Origin of the sequence: Mycobacteroides sp. CBMA 271, from assembly GCF_009729205.1 — a bacterium.
In the GTDB taxonomy this organism is placed as follows: Bacteria; Actinomycetota; Actinomycetes; order Mycobacteriales; family Mycobacteriaceae; genus Mycobacterium.
In genome coordinates this window covers 243,361-257,859 of the sequence record NZ_VTHB01000003.1, presented here as the reverse complement: position 1 = coordinate 257,859, position 14,499 = coordinate 243,361, and the positions used below count along the sequence as shown (strand labels likewise).

Annotated in this window: 14 protein-coding genes and 1 pseudogene; 10 read left to right on the top strand and 5 right to left on the bottom strand. The window is 62.5% G+C overall.

The window, feature by feature from the left end; all coding sequences use genetic code 11:
• Nucleotides 1-266: 266 nt before the first annotated feature.
• The gene (locus tag FZI91_RS09970; protein WP_162525821.1) at nt 267-656 is read left to right on the top strand and encodes a hypothetical protein; all 390 of its coding nucleotides are present in this window, start codon (nt 267-269) and stop codon (nt 654-656) included.
• Between the two features lie 105 nt (nt 657-761).
• Entirely contained in the window at nt 762-2,060 is a 1,299-nt protein-coding gene (locus FZI91_RS09965) for an acyltransferase (protein ID WP_155938852.1), read from the top strand.
• Here FZI91_RS09965 and FZI91_RS09960 read toward each other — a convergent pair.
• The gene (locus FZI91_RS09960) at nt 2,057-2,242 is read right to left on the bottom strand and encodes a DUF5302 domain-containing protein (RefSeq protein ID WP_155938851.1); all 186 of its coding nucleotides are present in this window, start codon (nt 2,240-2,242) and stop codon (nt 2,057-2,059) included. The two genes, FZI91_RS09965 and FZI91_RS09960, sit on opposite strands and share 4 nt — an antisense overlap.
• Before the next feature lie 314 nt (nt 2,243-2,556).
• Between FZI91_RS09960 and FZI91_RS09955 the strand changes: the two genes are divergently transcribed.
• The 4 genes from FZI91_RS09955 to FZI91_RS09940 all read left to right on the top strand — a co-directional run bounded on the left by FZI91_RS09955 (nt 2,557) and on the right by FZI91_RS09940 (nt 6,237).
• On the top strand, nt 2,557-3,969 hold the full coding sequence (locus FZI91_RS09955; RefSeq protein ID WP_162525809.1) for a GMC oxidoreductase: 1,413 nt from the start codon (nt 2,557-2,559) through the stop codon (nt 3,967-3,969).
• A gap of 36 nt (nt 3,970-4,005) precedes the next feature.
• Nucleotides 4,006-4,809, top strand: a complete 804-nt coding sequence (locus tag FZI91_RS09950; protein WP_162525810.1) for a class I SAM-dependent methyltransferase — start codon at nt 4,006-4,008, stop codon at nt 4,807-4,809.
• An 83-nt stretch (nt 4,810-4,892) separates the two neighbouring features.
• Nucleotides 4,893-5,414 (top strand): DUF1697 domain-containing protein, encoded by a 522-nt coding sequence (locus tag FZI91_RS09945; RefSeq protein WP_155938848.1) that lies wholly within the window; start codon nt 4,893-4,895, stop codon nt 5,412-5,414.
• 13 nt (nt 5,415-5,427) lie between these two features.
• The gene (locus FZI91_RS09940) at nt 5,428-6,237 is read left to right on the top strand and encodes a class I SAM-dependent methyltransferase (protein ID WP_162525811.1); all 810 of its coding nucleotides are present in this window, start codon (nt 5,428-5,430) and stop codon (nt 6,235-6,237) included.
• A gap of 12 nt (nt 6,238-6,249) precedes the next feature.
• On the opposite strand, the pseudogene FZI91_RS09935 reads toward FZI91_RS09940, so the two are convergent.
• A pseudogene (locus FZI91_RS09935) lies at nt 6,250-6,850 on the bottom strand (class I SAM-dependent methyltransferase).
• 57 nt (nt 6,851-6,907) lie between these two features.
• Between FZI91_RS09935 and tpx the strand changes: the two are divergent.
• Nucleotides 6,908-7,402: a thiol peroxidase gene (tpx, locus tag FZI91_RS09930; RefSeq protein WP_155938847.1), complete on the top strand. Its 495-nt coding sequence runs from the start codon at nt 6,908-6,910 to the stop codon at nt 7,400-7,402.
• A 6-nt stretch (nt 7,403-7,408) separates the two neighbouring features.
• Entirely contained in the window at nt 7,409-8,221 is an 813-nt protein-coding gene (locus tag FZI91_RS09925; protein WP_162525812.1) for a nuclear transport factor 2 family protein, read from the top strand.
• Here the strand turns inward: FZI91_RS09925 and FZI91_RS09920 are convergent.
• From FZI91_RS09920 to FZI91_RS09910, 3 genes are read right to left on the bottom strand one after another with little or no spacing between them, the layout of a single operon-like run.
• A complete protein-coding gene (locus FZI91_RS09920; RefSeq protein WP_162525822.1) occupies nt 8,212-8,853 on the bottom strand; it encodes a TetR/AcrR family transcriptional regulator in 642 nt (213 codons plus the stop codon). The two genes, FZI91_RS09925 and FZI91_RS09920, sit on opposite strands and share 10 nt — an antisense overlap.
• A complete protein-coding gene (locus FZI91_RS09915) occupies nt 8,846-11,056 on the bottom strand; it encodes an MMPL family transporter (protein WP_155938845.1) in 2,211 nt (736 codons plus the stop codon). The genes FZI91_RS09920 and FZI91_RS09915 overlap by 8 nt, the downstream gene beginning before the upstream one ends.
• Nucleotides 11,057-11,115: 59 nt before the next feature.
• On the bottom strand, nt 11,116-11,439 hold the full coding sequence (locus FZI91_RS09910; RefSeq protein WP_155938844.1) for a hypothetical protein: 324 nt from the start codon (nt 11,437-11,439) through the stop codon (nt 11,116-11,118).
• A gap of 265 nt (nt 11,440-11,704) precedes the next feature.
• Between FZI91_RS09910 and FZI91_RS09905 the strand changes: the two genes are divergently transcribed.
• On the top strand, nt 11,705-12,043 hold the full coding sequence (locus FZI91_RS09905) for a WXG100 family type VII secretion target (protein WP_155938843.1): 339 nt from the start codon (nt 11,705-11,707) through the stop codon (nt 12,041-12,043).
• 11 nt (nt 12,044-12,054) lie between these two features.
• Nucleotides 12,055-14,454, top strand: coding sequence for a hypothetical protein (locus tag FZI91_RS09900; protein ID WP_155938842.1), 2,400 nt, complete (start codon nt 12,055-12,057; stop codon nt 14,452-14,454).
• Nucleotides 14,455-14,499: the final 45 nt, after the last annotated feature.

Here is a 14,499-nt window from a genome sequence, read left to right as displayed (position 1 = left end):
GCACAGCACAGTTCACGCTCCGTAGTTGAACCCGCCGACCAGAAATCATTCATCCGATTAGGGTTGTCCCGCTGCCGGATCGGCGCTACGGTGTCGGCGACCCCGGCCACGTTCGGGGTCTGCGCACGCCAAGAACCGCCGAATTTCGAGCGCCATCGGCGTCGTACACCGGTTATTTCAGAAGGAGTCGATGGGTCGTGTCTGAAGTCGTGCCGGATGACGGAGAAGCCCCAGTCATTGTCAGCCTGGTCGATGCGGCGGTGCACATGTACGCCTCCGCCATCGACACGTTGCCTGAACCCACCGACCCCGAGTACGGCGAACGCGTCGCTGTCGTTCTCAGCGGGCTGCGCAAGCTCGAAGGCGCGATCGCGAAGGCGGCCGGCCGCAGCCGGGTCACCCCCTCAGTCGTCGTCGCTTTGAGCGGTGTGCGCCATCGGTACGACGATCTGATGAAGGACGCCGCCAACAGCCCCAGTGCAACTCTGGGCCAACGCCTCTACACGGCGCGTCGCCGCGCCCGGCTGACCGCACAGGAAACCGCCAACGGCGCCGGGCTCAAGGTCGGGTTCCTCAACGCGATCGAGTCCGAGGAATCCATCACCGAGGATGAGGCCGCCAAGATCAAGGACCTCATCGCCGCACTCGGCGGCTAGTCGGCACTGCCTGCGATCTCACAGCGACAGAGCAGGGGAAACTACCTAGCGGGTTCGGGTAGGTACGCGCTGTAGCAGCGCGGGCCGCTCGGCGACGCTGGGTGCATGACGATGACTCTTGGCCTGCCCACCGCCGACGAGGTGGGTGCAGCCACTCCGACGACGCGTGACCGCGCACTGGATGTGATCCGGATCGTGTCGCTGGTCGGCGTGGTCCTCGGGCACACCATCATGGCGGTGAGCACCATCGACAACGGCGTGCTGCTGTGGGGAAACCTGCTCAACGGCCGCCCAATTTTCCAGGCACTGACCTGGGTTTTCCAGATCATGCCGCTGTTCTTCTTCGCCGGTGTCGCCGCAAGCGTGGGGTCATGGAAGCCCGGAACCAGCTGGGGGTCCTGGCTCATGCATCGCTGCACCCGGCTGTACCGCCCGGTGTTCTACTACCTGGGCTTTTGGGCGCTGGCGTTGCTGATACTTCGGCAGATCCTGCCGGTGCATGTGTACGAACCCGTCGCCGGCGTGAGCACCCAGCTGCTCTGGTTCCTCGGCGCCTACGTCCTGGTGCTGGCGGCGATTCCGCTGCTGGCCCGGATCACGACGACGCGTGCCATGTGCGGCGCGCTCGCCGGGATCTATCTGAGTATCGCGGCGGTCGACGTGCTGCGGCTGGGCCTGGATGCCCCCAAGAGCATCGGATACGTGAACTTCGTGGTGTGGCTGCTGCCGGCGGTTTTGGGCGTGGGGTACCGCCGTCAGCTGATCACCCAGAAGGCGGCATTGCTTTTGGCCGCAGCCGTTTTCGCGGTCAACATCGCGCTGGTGACGTTCGGCCCGTACACCATCAGCCTGGTCGGCGTGGCCGGGCAGAAGGTCCCGAACATGATCCCGCCGTCGCTGGTACTGGCCGGGCACGCCATCGTTCTGTCCGCGCTCGCCATCGCGGCGATGCCGGCTATCAATCGCTGGGCTCAGCGCCCGCGAGTGTGGTGGGCCGTGGCCATCGGCAACTCGGGCGCGATGACGCTGTACCTGTGGCACATGCCCGCGCTGCTGGGCATGCACCTGGCGTTCGATTTCCTGGGGTTCCCCCGATACGACACCGCGGCACCGGATTTCATGCTGCTGTCGGCGCTACAGGTGGTGACCATGATCGCCCTGGTCGCCGGACTGTTCCTGGCCTTGCGACCGCTGGAGAACAACCCACTGCCCGGTTGGGACGGAGGGTACGTCGCGCACCCCGGTATCCGCAGTGCCGTCGTCGGGGTGGCGCTCATGATCGCCGGCGGGGGCACCCTGGCCTCAGTCGTGTGGGGACTCAAGGGCTTTGGCCTCGCGTGCTGGGGGATCGTCCTGGTTGGACTGGTCATCGCGCGGGCATTGGCCAGCGATAAGCGCAGCTAAATGCTCTTGCGGCGGAACTCGCGGTGCGAGCCAGCCTTGCCGTGTGCATTGGACTGCTTGTTGCCGCCGTCCTTGTGATCGGCCGCCGCCGAGGCCTTGTTGTTCTTGCGGTCCAGCGCCTCACGGAACTTGCGCTTGGCGTCATCAGCGGCCGGATCTCCGCTCGCCTTCGATTCGGTCATGCCCCACAGCCTAGCCATCGACGGCCCGATCTCCCTGCCACCTGCCCTTCTCTCAATCCCCATTCACCTCTTGATAAATCTGGTATACATCTGTCGCCAGACTTATCTGGCGGTCGCTGGAGGCGTTGCGCAGTGCCGCGCAATGTGCACTTTGTCTATTCCGAATCACGCAGGGAGCTTTGATGTCCATCGGGCGACGAGCATTTCTTGGTGCGTCAGTTACTGCGTTATCAGCCGGATTCGGCGCAGTAATGTTGGGATCTCCGCAGACTGCTCGCGCTACGCCACCGAGCCGCCGGCACTATTCAGCAATTGTGATCGGCTCGGGCTTCGGGGGCGCCATCGCCGCCCTGCGACTCGGGCAAGCCGGCATCGACACGTTGGTACTCGAACGCGGCAAGCGCTATAGCTACAGCCCGACCGGGACAGCCTTCAACTCCGAAACCCGACCGGGATCCGAGTCCAACTGGAACCCGGTGGAGGGGACCACAGGAGTGCTCGAACAGGGCATATACGGACTGGCATCGGTTCTGACGGCCGCGTGCGTGGGCGGTGGCTCCGTGGTCTACACCGGGGTGTCCTTGCAACCCACTCAAGCGCATTTCGAGCATGTGTTCCCCGCAGATTTGTCCTACGCGGAGCTCGATCAAATCTACTTCCCGCGTGTACGCCAGATGCTGTCCGTCTCGTCGATCCCGGACGACATTTGGGCATCGCCACCGTTCACCCACACCCGCCATTGGGATGCACAAGTAACCAAAGCGGGATACCGCACCGAGAGGACGCCGTCGACATTCGACTGGAACGTAATTCGACAGGAACTCAACAAGACCGCGCGACCGTCGGCGATAATCGGCGAAAGCAACTATGGGTGCAGCAATGGCGCCAAACACGATCTGTCACGCAATTACCTACCGGCAGCTGAGAATACCGGACATGTATCCATTTCTCCGCTATCGAATGTGAAATCGATCAGCCAGGCTCCGAACGGGAACTACACGATCCAGGTTCAACAGCTGGCGGCCAACGCCACGGTCCTCGACACCTACGAGCTCACCTGCGAGAAACTCTTCGTCTGCGCCGGGTCGATCAACACCACCAAACTCCTTGTCAAGGCACGAGAAACCGGGACATTGCCCAATCTCTCCGCCGCCGTCGGCACGGGCTGGGGAACCAACTGTCCGCAGTACGCCGCCCGCACCTCACCGATGGACAACGGACCCAGCCAGGCGTCACCGTGTGGGTCCTCGGTGCTGGTGAGCGAGGGCCCGGGAGTGCCGGTACCCATTCGAATCGAAGCCTGGTACCAGCCCTACCTCGCCACCGCACCAGTGCTCGTCACCAACGCGAATGCGCTAGATCTCGACCATCGCGGCACCTGGTTCTACGACCGCGCCAACGATTGCGCAAACATGAACTGGCCCTGGGATGCCGAGGCCAACGGCCGCACATCGGCCGAACACCTCAACGACCGGATAGCCGAAATCTCCGGAGCCGAGCATGCCGCCATCCCAGCTGGCGTTCCCGCCGCATTCACCGGACATCCGCTTGGGGGCTGCGTGATGGGACAGGCTGCCGACACCGCCGGGCGCGTCATGGGCTACACGGGGCTGTACTGCATTGACAGCGCACTCATGCCGGGCAATACCGCCGCAACCAATCCATCGCTGACCATCGCCGCCGTCGCCGAACGCGCCATGGACCGGATTCTGGCCGAGGACGTCTGACCCTTCCCACGCGCCATTTTCACTAGCATGACGCACATGACGAGGATCAGCGGTGACAGCCTGGAGGGCGTCTCAGCCACCACCCTGTGGACGTTGCACAACCGCGGAACGGAGGCCAAACGCCCGGACGGACTCATCAAGGATCCGCTCGCGGCAGAACTCTTCGACGCCATCGAGTACGACTACCGCAAGTTCGGTCGTCCGTCGCAGACCCACGCCCTGCGCGCTCTCTCGTTCGACGCGCAGGCGCGCGTGTTTCTCGCGACACATCCCAAGGCGGCGGTAGTCGCTCTCGCCGAGGGCATGCAAACCAGTTTCTGGCGTCTCGATAACGGCCAACTCACGTGGTACTCAGTGGATCTGCCGCCGGTCATGGACCTGCGCAACAAGCTGCTGCCGCGCAATGAGCGCATTGTCGAGCTGGCGCAGTCGGCCCTCGACCTGAGCTGGATGGACCGGGTGGACGACGGGAACGGCGCATTCATCACCGCCGAGGGTCTGCTGATGTACCTGCAACCGGAGGAGTCGCTCGGATTGATTGAGGCCTGCGCCAAGCGCTTTCCTGGCGGGCAGATGATGTTCGACAGCATCCCGCGCTGGTTCAGCAAGCGCACCCTGCAGGGGTTCAAACTGTCGGACCGCTACGTGGCGCCGCCCATGCCGTTCGCGCTCACCGCCGATCAAGGCGAGGCACTGACCTCAATTCCGGGGGTGGCTGCAGCCGTCGATATTCCGCTACATGCCGGCCGCGGCATCTGGAAGTTCGTGAACGCCAAGCGTCTTGATCGCGGATTTCTGCGGAGAACTCGCCCGTCCATGACACTGTTGCAGTTCGGATAGCCCACTTTCGCCGAGATTGAAACTAGGCACACCCTCACTCGCAGTTTTCCTGCGTAGTTTCAGTCTCAAGGAAGGGAAACAGGATGACTCGGTACGCGGCACTGCTACGTGGCGTCAACGTCGGTGGTATCACGATGAAGATGTCCGACGTCCGAGATGCCCTCGAGGCCGACGGGTTCACCGGTGTGACAACAGTTCTCGCCAGCGGCAACGTGCTCTTGGACTCCACCGAATCCGCGGCGACGGTCAAGAGCCGATTGCAGCAAGTGCTCGGCGATCGCTTCGGCTATGAGGCCTGGGTGCTGATGTATGACCTCGACACCATTCGCGAGATCATCGCGGCGTTTCCCTGGGAGCCTGAGGTCGAGGGTGTCCACTCGTACGTGATGTTCTGCAGCGACCCGGCGGTGCTGGCCGAGCTGGCCGCGCTCGGCGGTGAGCTCGACGAGACCGAACGCATCGCCGCCGGGGACGGCGTGTTGTATTGGCAGGTCCCCAGGTCGCAGACCCTGGGCAGCCCCGTCGGCAAGACCACCGGAAAGAAGCGATACAAGTCGTCGACCACCACCCGGAATCTGCGGACGCTGCACAAACTCGTTTGCTAGTACTCTGGCGTGCATGGCCGCCATTGATGCTCGCCACCTCGACGGGGTGTCCGAAACCGCGCTCATCACCTTGAATCAGCGAGCCACCGAAGCCGACCGAGACGACGGGGTGCTCGAGGACCCCATGGCGATTGTCGTGCGCGACAGCCTCGACTACGACTATCACCATTTCGGCCGCACACACCAAGGTATTGCCCTGCGGGCGTTGACATTCGACAACGTCTCCAATGAGTATCTGACGGATCATCCGCGCGCCTCCGTGGTGGCGCTGGCCGAGGGGCTGCAGACCAGCTTCTGGCGTATCGACAACGGCGAGCTGACGTGGCTGACGGTCGACCTGGAACCGATCGTGCGACTGCGTCAGCAGTTGCTTCCGCCGACGGACCGGGTTCGGTATATCGCGCAATCCGCGCTCGATCACTCCTGGATGGATCAGGTTGACGACTCCAAAGGTGTCCTGATCACCGCGGAGGGACTGTTTATGTACCTGGAGCGCGACATGGTGTTCGACCTCATCGCGGCCTGCGCCAAGCGATTTCCCGGCGGGTGGCTGGTCTTCGACAGCATCCCGTGGCTCATGAGTGTGTACTCACAACGGCGTGGCTGGAAGCTGAGTGAGCACTACACCGTGCCGCCGATGCCGTTCTCCTTCACCGCAAATCAGTACGACGAGCTGCGCGCCCTCGACGGGGTCCGCGCGGTACGCGAGGTGCAGATGCCTCCGGGACGCGGCCGCCTCCTCAGGTTGGCCACGCCGCTGCTCTACGGGCTGCCCTTCTCCGATCGGATGCGGCCGGCCATGACCGTCGTCGAATTCGGCTGATCCGCCAGCGCTTTAAGCGGGTTTGACCGCGCGTCCGATCACGATCGACGAGGACGGCATCGGGATGCCCATCATCTTCAGCCAGTCGTCGCGTTGTCCCTCGATGTCGAATCCGGCCCGCTCAATCGCGGCCAGCGTGTCCCGATGTGTATGACAGTTCCCGAACAGTCGCGGCCAGAACGTCGCAGCGCACCTCGCCTCCGGGCTTGAGCACCTGGAATGCCTGCGCCGCGGCACGATCGGGGTCGCTCACCGAGCACAGCACCAGCGAGCACACCACCACGTCAAACTGCTCCGCATCGGTCACCGTCAGATCCTCGAAAACGCCCGCGGTCACCGTCACCGGGACGGCCGCGGCAGCCGCCGCCTCCTCCGCCTGCGGGCGCAACCTGGATTCCGGTTCGAGCGCCGTCACCGACGTCACGGTGTCCGGGTACAGCGGAAAGTTCGAACCGATTCCGGCGCCCACCTCCAGGACACGTCCCGTCAGACCCCGCAGGTTCTCCGCGCGCAGTTCCTTGATCTCGGGTGCTTCACGCCGCGCGATGGCGGACCAGACGGTCGAAAAGAACCTGTTGTCGAAGCTGACAGGCTCGGACCGACTTCCAGTCATGGCTCCAACTTAGCCCCGCCGACCGCATCAGCAACCCAACTCTGGAACACTGGGCTCATGGCACAGATCACGTTGCGCGGAAACCCCATCAACACGGTCGGCGAGCTTCCCGCTGTCGGCTCTCCTGCCCCGGCATTCGAGCTGGTTGGCGCCGATCTCGGCCCCGTCACCAGCGACCAGTACCGCGATAAGCCGGTGATCCTCAACATCTTTCCCTCGATCGACACCCCTGTCTGCCAGACCAGCGTGCGCACCTTTAACCAGCGTGCCGCCGAGGCCGGGGCGCCGGTGCTGTGTGTCTCCAAGGATCTGCCCTTTGCCCAGAAGCGGTTCTGCGGCGCGGAGGGCATCGAGAATGTCGGCACCGCATCCGCCTTCCGCAGCTCGTTCGGCGAGGACTTCGGCGTCACCATCGCTGACGGCCCGATGACCGGATTGCTGGGACGCGCGATCGTCGTGATCGGCGCCGACGGCAACGTGGCCTACACCGAGTTGGTACCCGAGATCGCCCAGGAGCCCGACTACGACGCGGTGCTCGGGGCACTGTCCTAAGCCGTCGTGTCCAGCACTCCCTACGCTGACGAGCTGCTGGCGACCGTTCAAGGGTCGCCGGCAGCTGTCGGTGCACATGACAAGGACGCCTGGGTCGGCCTGTTCGCCACTTACGGCCAGGTAAATGACCCAGTGGGATCGCGACCGCACATCGGCGAGGACGCGATCAGCAAGTTCTACGACACCTTCATCGCGCCCAACACCATCGTGTTCGAAGTCGAGAACGATGTGGTCGCCGGGATGTCGGTGCTGCGTGATCTGACCATTCACACCACCATGTCGACCGGCGTCACCATGCATATTCCGATGCATCTGCGCTACGACGTTGTGGAGGACGGACCGGCCTCGTCGCTCAAGATCGACCGCCTGTTCGCGTACTGGGAATTGCGCTCGATGATCGGCCAATTGATCGGCGCGGGCGGCGACGGGCTCCTGGCGAGCGTGAAGCTGGGACCGCAGCTACTGAAGAACCAGGGACTCAACGGAGTGCTGGGCTTCATGCGCGGCCTCAAGGGCGTGCATGAAGCGGGTAAACAGCGCGTTCAAGAACTCGCCGCAGCCCTTGGCGCTCGCGACATCTCGACGGTCACGACGCTGCTCTCCCCCGATGCGACGCTGTCACTCGACGGGGTCTCCGAGGTATCGCTGGACGAGTTTGGCTCGGCGGCAAGTTCTTTGGGTGTCAGCAAGCTATTGGCCGCGGGTTCCTCGGTGTCCGCCACGGTGCATCTGGGCGACCGGCGCGGGGTGGGGCTCTTCGAGTTCTCCGAGAACTCTGCGGCACCCGGCACGTTGTCCTCGGCGCGTCTCTACTTCTGACGCGGCAGCACGCCCGCCAAGTCGATATCGCTGACCGCCTGCCCTAGGCAGGCCACACGTAATGCGTTGTCGGCGAATTCTTCCGAATCACCCCAGGGCAGGTACGGCTTGGTGACCAGCATCGATGCCACCCCGTGCGCCGCAGCCCAGAGCTGCAACGCCATGGCGACCGTGTCACCGTCGGGGTAGAACCCTTCGGCGACGAGTTCCTTGACTCCATTGTGTAGATGCGCGAACGCCGCACTGACCAGCGTCTCGTCCAGCTCGCTGTCGTTGCGCGGTGGCGCGGAAGTGGCCAGGCGATACATCAGTGGTGTCGCAACGGCAAAGCGCACATACGCCATGCCCTGGGCGTGCAGGCGCTCCAGCGCGGTCGGCTGGTCGAGCGCCGCGTCAACCATCTTGTCGTCGAGTCGCTGGTAGTACTGCCCACATACCGCATCCATCAGCTCGTCTTTGTCCGCGAAATGCAGATAGATCGACGGTGGAGTGACACCGATCTTGCGCGCCACCTCGCGAATCGACGGTGCGCGTAGCTCTTTGGTGTTCAGGACGAGATTTATTGCGGCATCGACGATCTCGTCGCGCAGCTGATCGCCCGATCCCCGCGAGGAGCGTTGGCGCTTAGTCACTGAACCCGATTCGCTCATGCAATTTCACCAGCGGCTTGGGCGCCCACCAGTTGGCGCGCCCAAGTATCCGCATAAACGAGGGCACCAACAGCATTCGGATGATGGTGGCGTCGACCAGGATTGCGATGGTTAATCCGGTGCCGAACATGCGCATGAAGGACACCTGTGCGGCCATGAGTGCCGCGAAGGCGATCGACATGATCAGCGCGGCGGCGGTGACCACCCGTCCGGTGCGAGCCAATCCGAGCGCGACGGCCTCATCGCTGTCGGCGCGCGTGCGCCCCGATGCCATCCAGTATTCACGGATCCGGGAGATCAGGAATACCTCGTAGTCCATGGACAAGCCAAATGCGATGCAGAACAACAGCATCGGCATGGAGGCGACGATGGTGCCGGTAACCTCGGTGCCGAAGCCACCTAGGTGCCCCTCTTGGAAGATCCAGATCAGCGCACCGAAGGTCGCGGACAGCGATAGCACGTTCAGCACGAGGGCCTTGAGGGGCAGCACCAACGAGCCGGTCAGCAGGAACAGCAGCACGAAGGTGACGGTCGCGATGATGGCCAGCACCAGGGGAAGTTTGTGCACAATGCCGTCGACGGCATCACGGTCCAGCTGAGCGCCGCCGCCGATCTGCGCGACGGCGCCGCCAGGGCCGGTGAGGGCATGAATGGCGTCGAGCTGACGATCCGCGGCGGACGTATACGGCTTAGCGCCGGTCTGAATTGTGAAAAGCGCTGTGCCGTCCTTTATTCCGGTTGCGCCAGCGGGTGGCCCGACCTTCATTCCCCGGATGTATGCCCCGGTGGGGGCCGCCACCTCTTTGACGTCCTCGATTTTTGACAGCTCCGTGGCATAACGGCCAATCTCTGCCGGCGACTGTTCGCCGATGCCCTCGGCGATGACGGACAGGTTGGTGGAGCTGTTGTTGTTGAAGTTCTTGCGCATCTCGTTGCCGACCTGGTGCGCCGACGACGATGCCGGGAGCACCCTGTCATCCGGGAACCCGAACTTGCCATTGAGGAACGGCAAGCCCAGGACCACCAGGGCCGTGACGATCACGATTCCGATCGGAACCGCCCGCGTCATAACCTGTTTGGTGGTTCGGTACCAGAACGTTTCGGTGACTTCCTTAGGTTCGGGTTCTGCTCTGCCCAAGACTTTCCGAATGAGCCGGCGCACATCGAGGTTGTCGATCCGGTCGCCCAACAGGGTTATCACGGCGGGCACGATGACCAGGGCGGCGATTGCGCCCACGAAGACGGTGGCGACACCGGCGTACCCGAATGATTTGAGGAAGTACATCGGGAACAGGATCAGTGCCACCAGCGCGAGGGCGACCGTCAGCGCCGAGAACAACACCGTGCGGCCCGCTGTCGTCATGGTCAGCACCAGTGCCTCATCACGCGGTTTACCGGCGCTCACCTCCTCGCGATATCGGCTGATGATCAGCAGCGAGTAGTCGATGGCGAGGGCCAATCCCAGTGCGACAGTGAGATTGAGCGCGAACACCGACACGTCGGTGAGGTAGGTCAGGCCCCGCAGGATCGACATCGCACCCACGATCGCGAACACGCCCACCAGCAGCGGCAGCAGCGCCGCGTACAGCCCGCCGAAGATCCACACCAACACCACGAAGCTGATGGGAATCGCGATCGACTCCATCACCAGCAGATCCTTTTCGGTCTGCGTGACGATCTGGTTGTAGAGGGTGGCGACGCCCCCGGCCTTGATCGAGACGCCATCCCGATCCACGGCCAGAGCCTTGATGAGCTTGGCAGCGTGTTTCTGGGCCACGTTCTCACCTCCGGTGAGTCCGGCGACGATCATCCCCGACTTTCCGTCGGTGCTGAACAGCTCGGAGGCCGCGGGCTGCGGTGCGGTCCATGCCGAAGTCAGGTTCAGCACGACACCGGAGTCTTTGAGTTGGCGCTCTAGATCGGCTGCGACGGAACGCATCTGCGGGCTCTGCGCGCCCAGCTCGCTGCTGAGCATGAACACCAGCGATTGGTCGCTGATGTCGAACTTGTCGGTGAGAACGTGAGCCACGTGGGCGGATTCGGAGTTGGGATCCTGCTGTCCGCCGGCGGCGAGGTGCTTGGTGACCGGAACCCCAAAGATGGCGGCCGCGATGGCGATGAGCAGTGCCACGCCCAGTACGAGGCGAGGTGCCGCAATAACCGATCGAGCCAAACGTTCCAGCATGTCGCCGTGCCTTCCACCAGAGGATAACGGCGTTAAGTTATCAGCGGTAAGTTAGGCGGTCAAGGGTGGGTATGGCGCTTTGCCAAGATCAGAGCGGGGTACGGCTGATTCAGAACAGGGTCATCCCATGCATTCAGGCCGAGGTTCATTGGGTCGAAGGTGCCAACCGGATCTGAGTGTGGCCACACCTGCAGTATGGGTTCGATATCTCGCGTGTCGAGGAGATGGCGAAGTACGCGGGCGGCCTGGTCCCTGAGCTGGTCGATCGACGTGCCTGGTCTTTCACTGCGCAAGGTCCAAACAAATTCGTACAGCCCAACTGCTCCCACATCAAGCATGTCCTCGATATCTTGCAGCAGGTTGGAGTCTGCGTACTCGGCCATATTGCGGTCCTTCGTAGCGGCACTTGATGATGACTCCGGCGAGTGGCGGAACGTGCCGGGCCGGCACAAGAAACGTACGGAACGCCTGCGTACGGTGTGTGCTCGGCGCGAATGGATTCCACCACACCTGACAGTTCAAGAAATCTTGAAAATTATGGAACCGAATCGGGTCTTCGCCCGTCGGATCCTTACATAGCGGCATGCATGCTGCCGATCGATGTTGTCCCAACGCGCCCGTCAGATGCGCAGACGAGGAGAGTCAACAATGGCCAGCACATCCGGTTCACCCGGTGACTTCTTGCACCTGGATCCCGCCGAACTGCACCTCCATGGAGACCGGCTCCACCAGCACGCGTCCGAACTCAAGGACGCGCACGACGCAGCCCATGGCGCTCTGACTGACGCTCAGGGAGGTTTCGGTTCGGGGCGGGCCGCCAAGGCATTGAGCAACCGAATCTCCGAATGGGAGAAGGAAACCGCGGATCATCACGCCGAGCTCACAAGCCACGGTGAGAACCACAAGACGTCGGCAGCAAGCTTTGTGACGCGCGAAGAGGCCAATCGCAGACTTGTCGAAACGGCCGGGCCAGAAGGCACGGTTTAGGGAGACTCGCTATGGGAATGACACTCTACGACTTGCAGCAGTGGCCGCCGCACATCAAGGCACTCGCGGACGCCGCAACCAAACGCGGCGATGCCAGCCAACAGGCTGGCAACAACGTGCAGGCCATCGTCGATATGTCGACCTGGCAAGGCGATGCCGGCGACGCCGCCAAGGACGCGATGAAGCGCTCGGCCGCCCGATTCGACACTGCGGGAACCGAGACGTTGCTTGTCGCGATGCAGGCCATGAAGGCAGAGGGAGAGTCACAAACGCTGGCCGACGACATCGGCAAGTTCTTGGCTTACGCCGACGAGCCTCCCAAAGTCGATATTGATCCCAAGACGAATAACGTGACACCCCCTGATATCTCACAGCTGAGCAAGGACGAACTGCAGAAGGTCATCAACAAACTCAAGGATCTCAGGGACAAGGTGTCGGGCCTGGTCGCGCGAGGAGAGCAGTTGGATGACGAGCTGGCGCGCGTGCTGGACGAGGGCACCGGCGGCCACACCATGGCTATGAAGGGTCTTACCGAGGAAACCCCCCAACAGGCCCAGCAAGACGTACACGACGTTCTCGCCGGAACCGCTACTGACGAAGAAAGGGCGCGCGTCCAGGCAGCGTCGACCCTCAGCCCGGACCAGATCGCCGACCGCGACGCGGGGCGACCTGTACAGCTGACGCGTTCGCAGCAGCAGATATTGGGGCAGCTGAACGACCAGATGAAGGGGATGTCCATCGAGGACATTCACCGGGCAGAACGACGCCTCGGGGATAACAAAAGCATCGTCGCCAATGCGCTGCAGATGATGGGCTCGAAACAATACGCGTTCGCGAAATCCGAGCAGCCCGGAGAACAAGGACCTACCGACAAACTGACGACCGGTGGCTTCAACGAGCTGCCCACCTCGGTTCAGAATGCGCTGAACGACAAATCCGTCGGATACAACTACGTCCCGCTCGAACACGGACAGGGCCGCGGGGTCGTGACAGAGGGGAATGTCCTCGGCAATCTGGATAGGCTGTCGGACGTCATCAAGGACGGCGACGCTGGTTTCCAGCGAGGTACCGAGCTGGATCAGAAACTCATGCAGCGCGGCGCCGACATTCTGCGTTTCGAGAACGACAACAAGAGCGCCCACCTAGGTCCCGCGGACTCGACGATCCAGAACATATTCTCCTCAGCGGGCCGCGACCACATCGTCGATCACAACATGATGGTCAACACCGACGGTACGAGGAATGACCAGTTCTTGAAGGATCTGACGCACCATCAGTTTCCTGACGGTGGCACCGCCGCGGGCAGTCTGATGAGTTGGACGCACGATTCAGCCCACCCCGGACCGGGCGTCTCACCAGAGATGGCCCGGATGTCCGGTGAGACGGCGCGGGCATATTCGACCTATGTGATGGATCAAAAGGATCTGAACTCTCTGCCCACCTCAGACGACCAAGGGTTCGGCAATAGAGGAGTCAAAACCCTTGGAGAACTGAGCCCTGGACTCGCGCGAGGCATGGCCACCGGCCTGGTGCCTTATGCGGGAATCATCGCTGGCGGCGACCACAACATACTCGGGGCCACACCAGGTTTCGACGACATGAAACCGGAGGACCGCGAGAAAATATTCGATACTCAAAATGCGATCGATAACGGAACGATGCCTAGGGCCAAGGCGCTGTTCAGCGTGCTCGACACGGACAAAGAAGCGGCCACGACGCTCGGCACCGCGCTCTACGGCGACTCAGTTCTCGCAACAAACCACTATGCCGAAGAGGTCAAACAGCATGGCACTGGACCAGCGGGCGATTTGGATCAGGCTGGCAGGTTCCGCGGCCTAGCGGATGCGGGGATGGCGGCAGCCAACGACGCGCAGCACAACGACGCATCCGTCACCGCCGAGCAGAAAGCCAAGGATCTTCAGCAAATGAAGGAAACGGCATATAGCGCGATAACGAAGGTTCTACCCATACCAGAAGGGGCGACAACAGGCTTTGGCATCATGACCGACGCACTCAAATCAAGCATCGTTGGGTCCGTCGATCCAAGCCAACTCGCTCACAGCGTCGTTCCGGATCTGAGTGAAGCGAAAGCACAGCAACAACTCCTCAGCGCATATGTCGCGACGGGGGTGCTACGGCCCGATCAAGTCCCTTCGGAACTGCTTGTACCCGCCGGACCGGAGCACCCAGGCGCCATGAAAGTTGGCACCTTGGAGGATGTGAGGAACATGAAACTTCCCGACGGCACACATCCCCACGCCACTCTGGGCGCGGACGACTACCACACTTTGGTAGACAGAGCTATGCACCAGGTTCCACCCGATGCGCGCACATCCGGAACCATCAAAAACGCGTACGACAGTGCCGCCAAGGACATAGCAGCTAAGCCTGCAGAAACCAAAGGCAACTAGTGAAATCCGTTTCAGCCCTATGCAAGCCGGTATCCAGAATCCAGG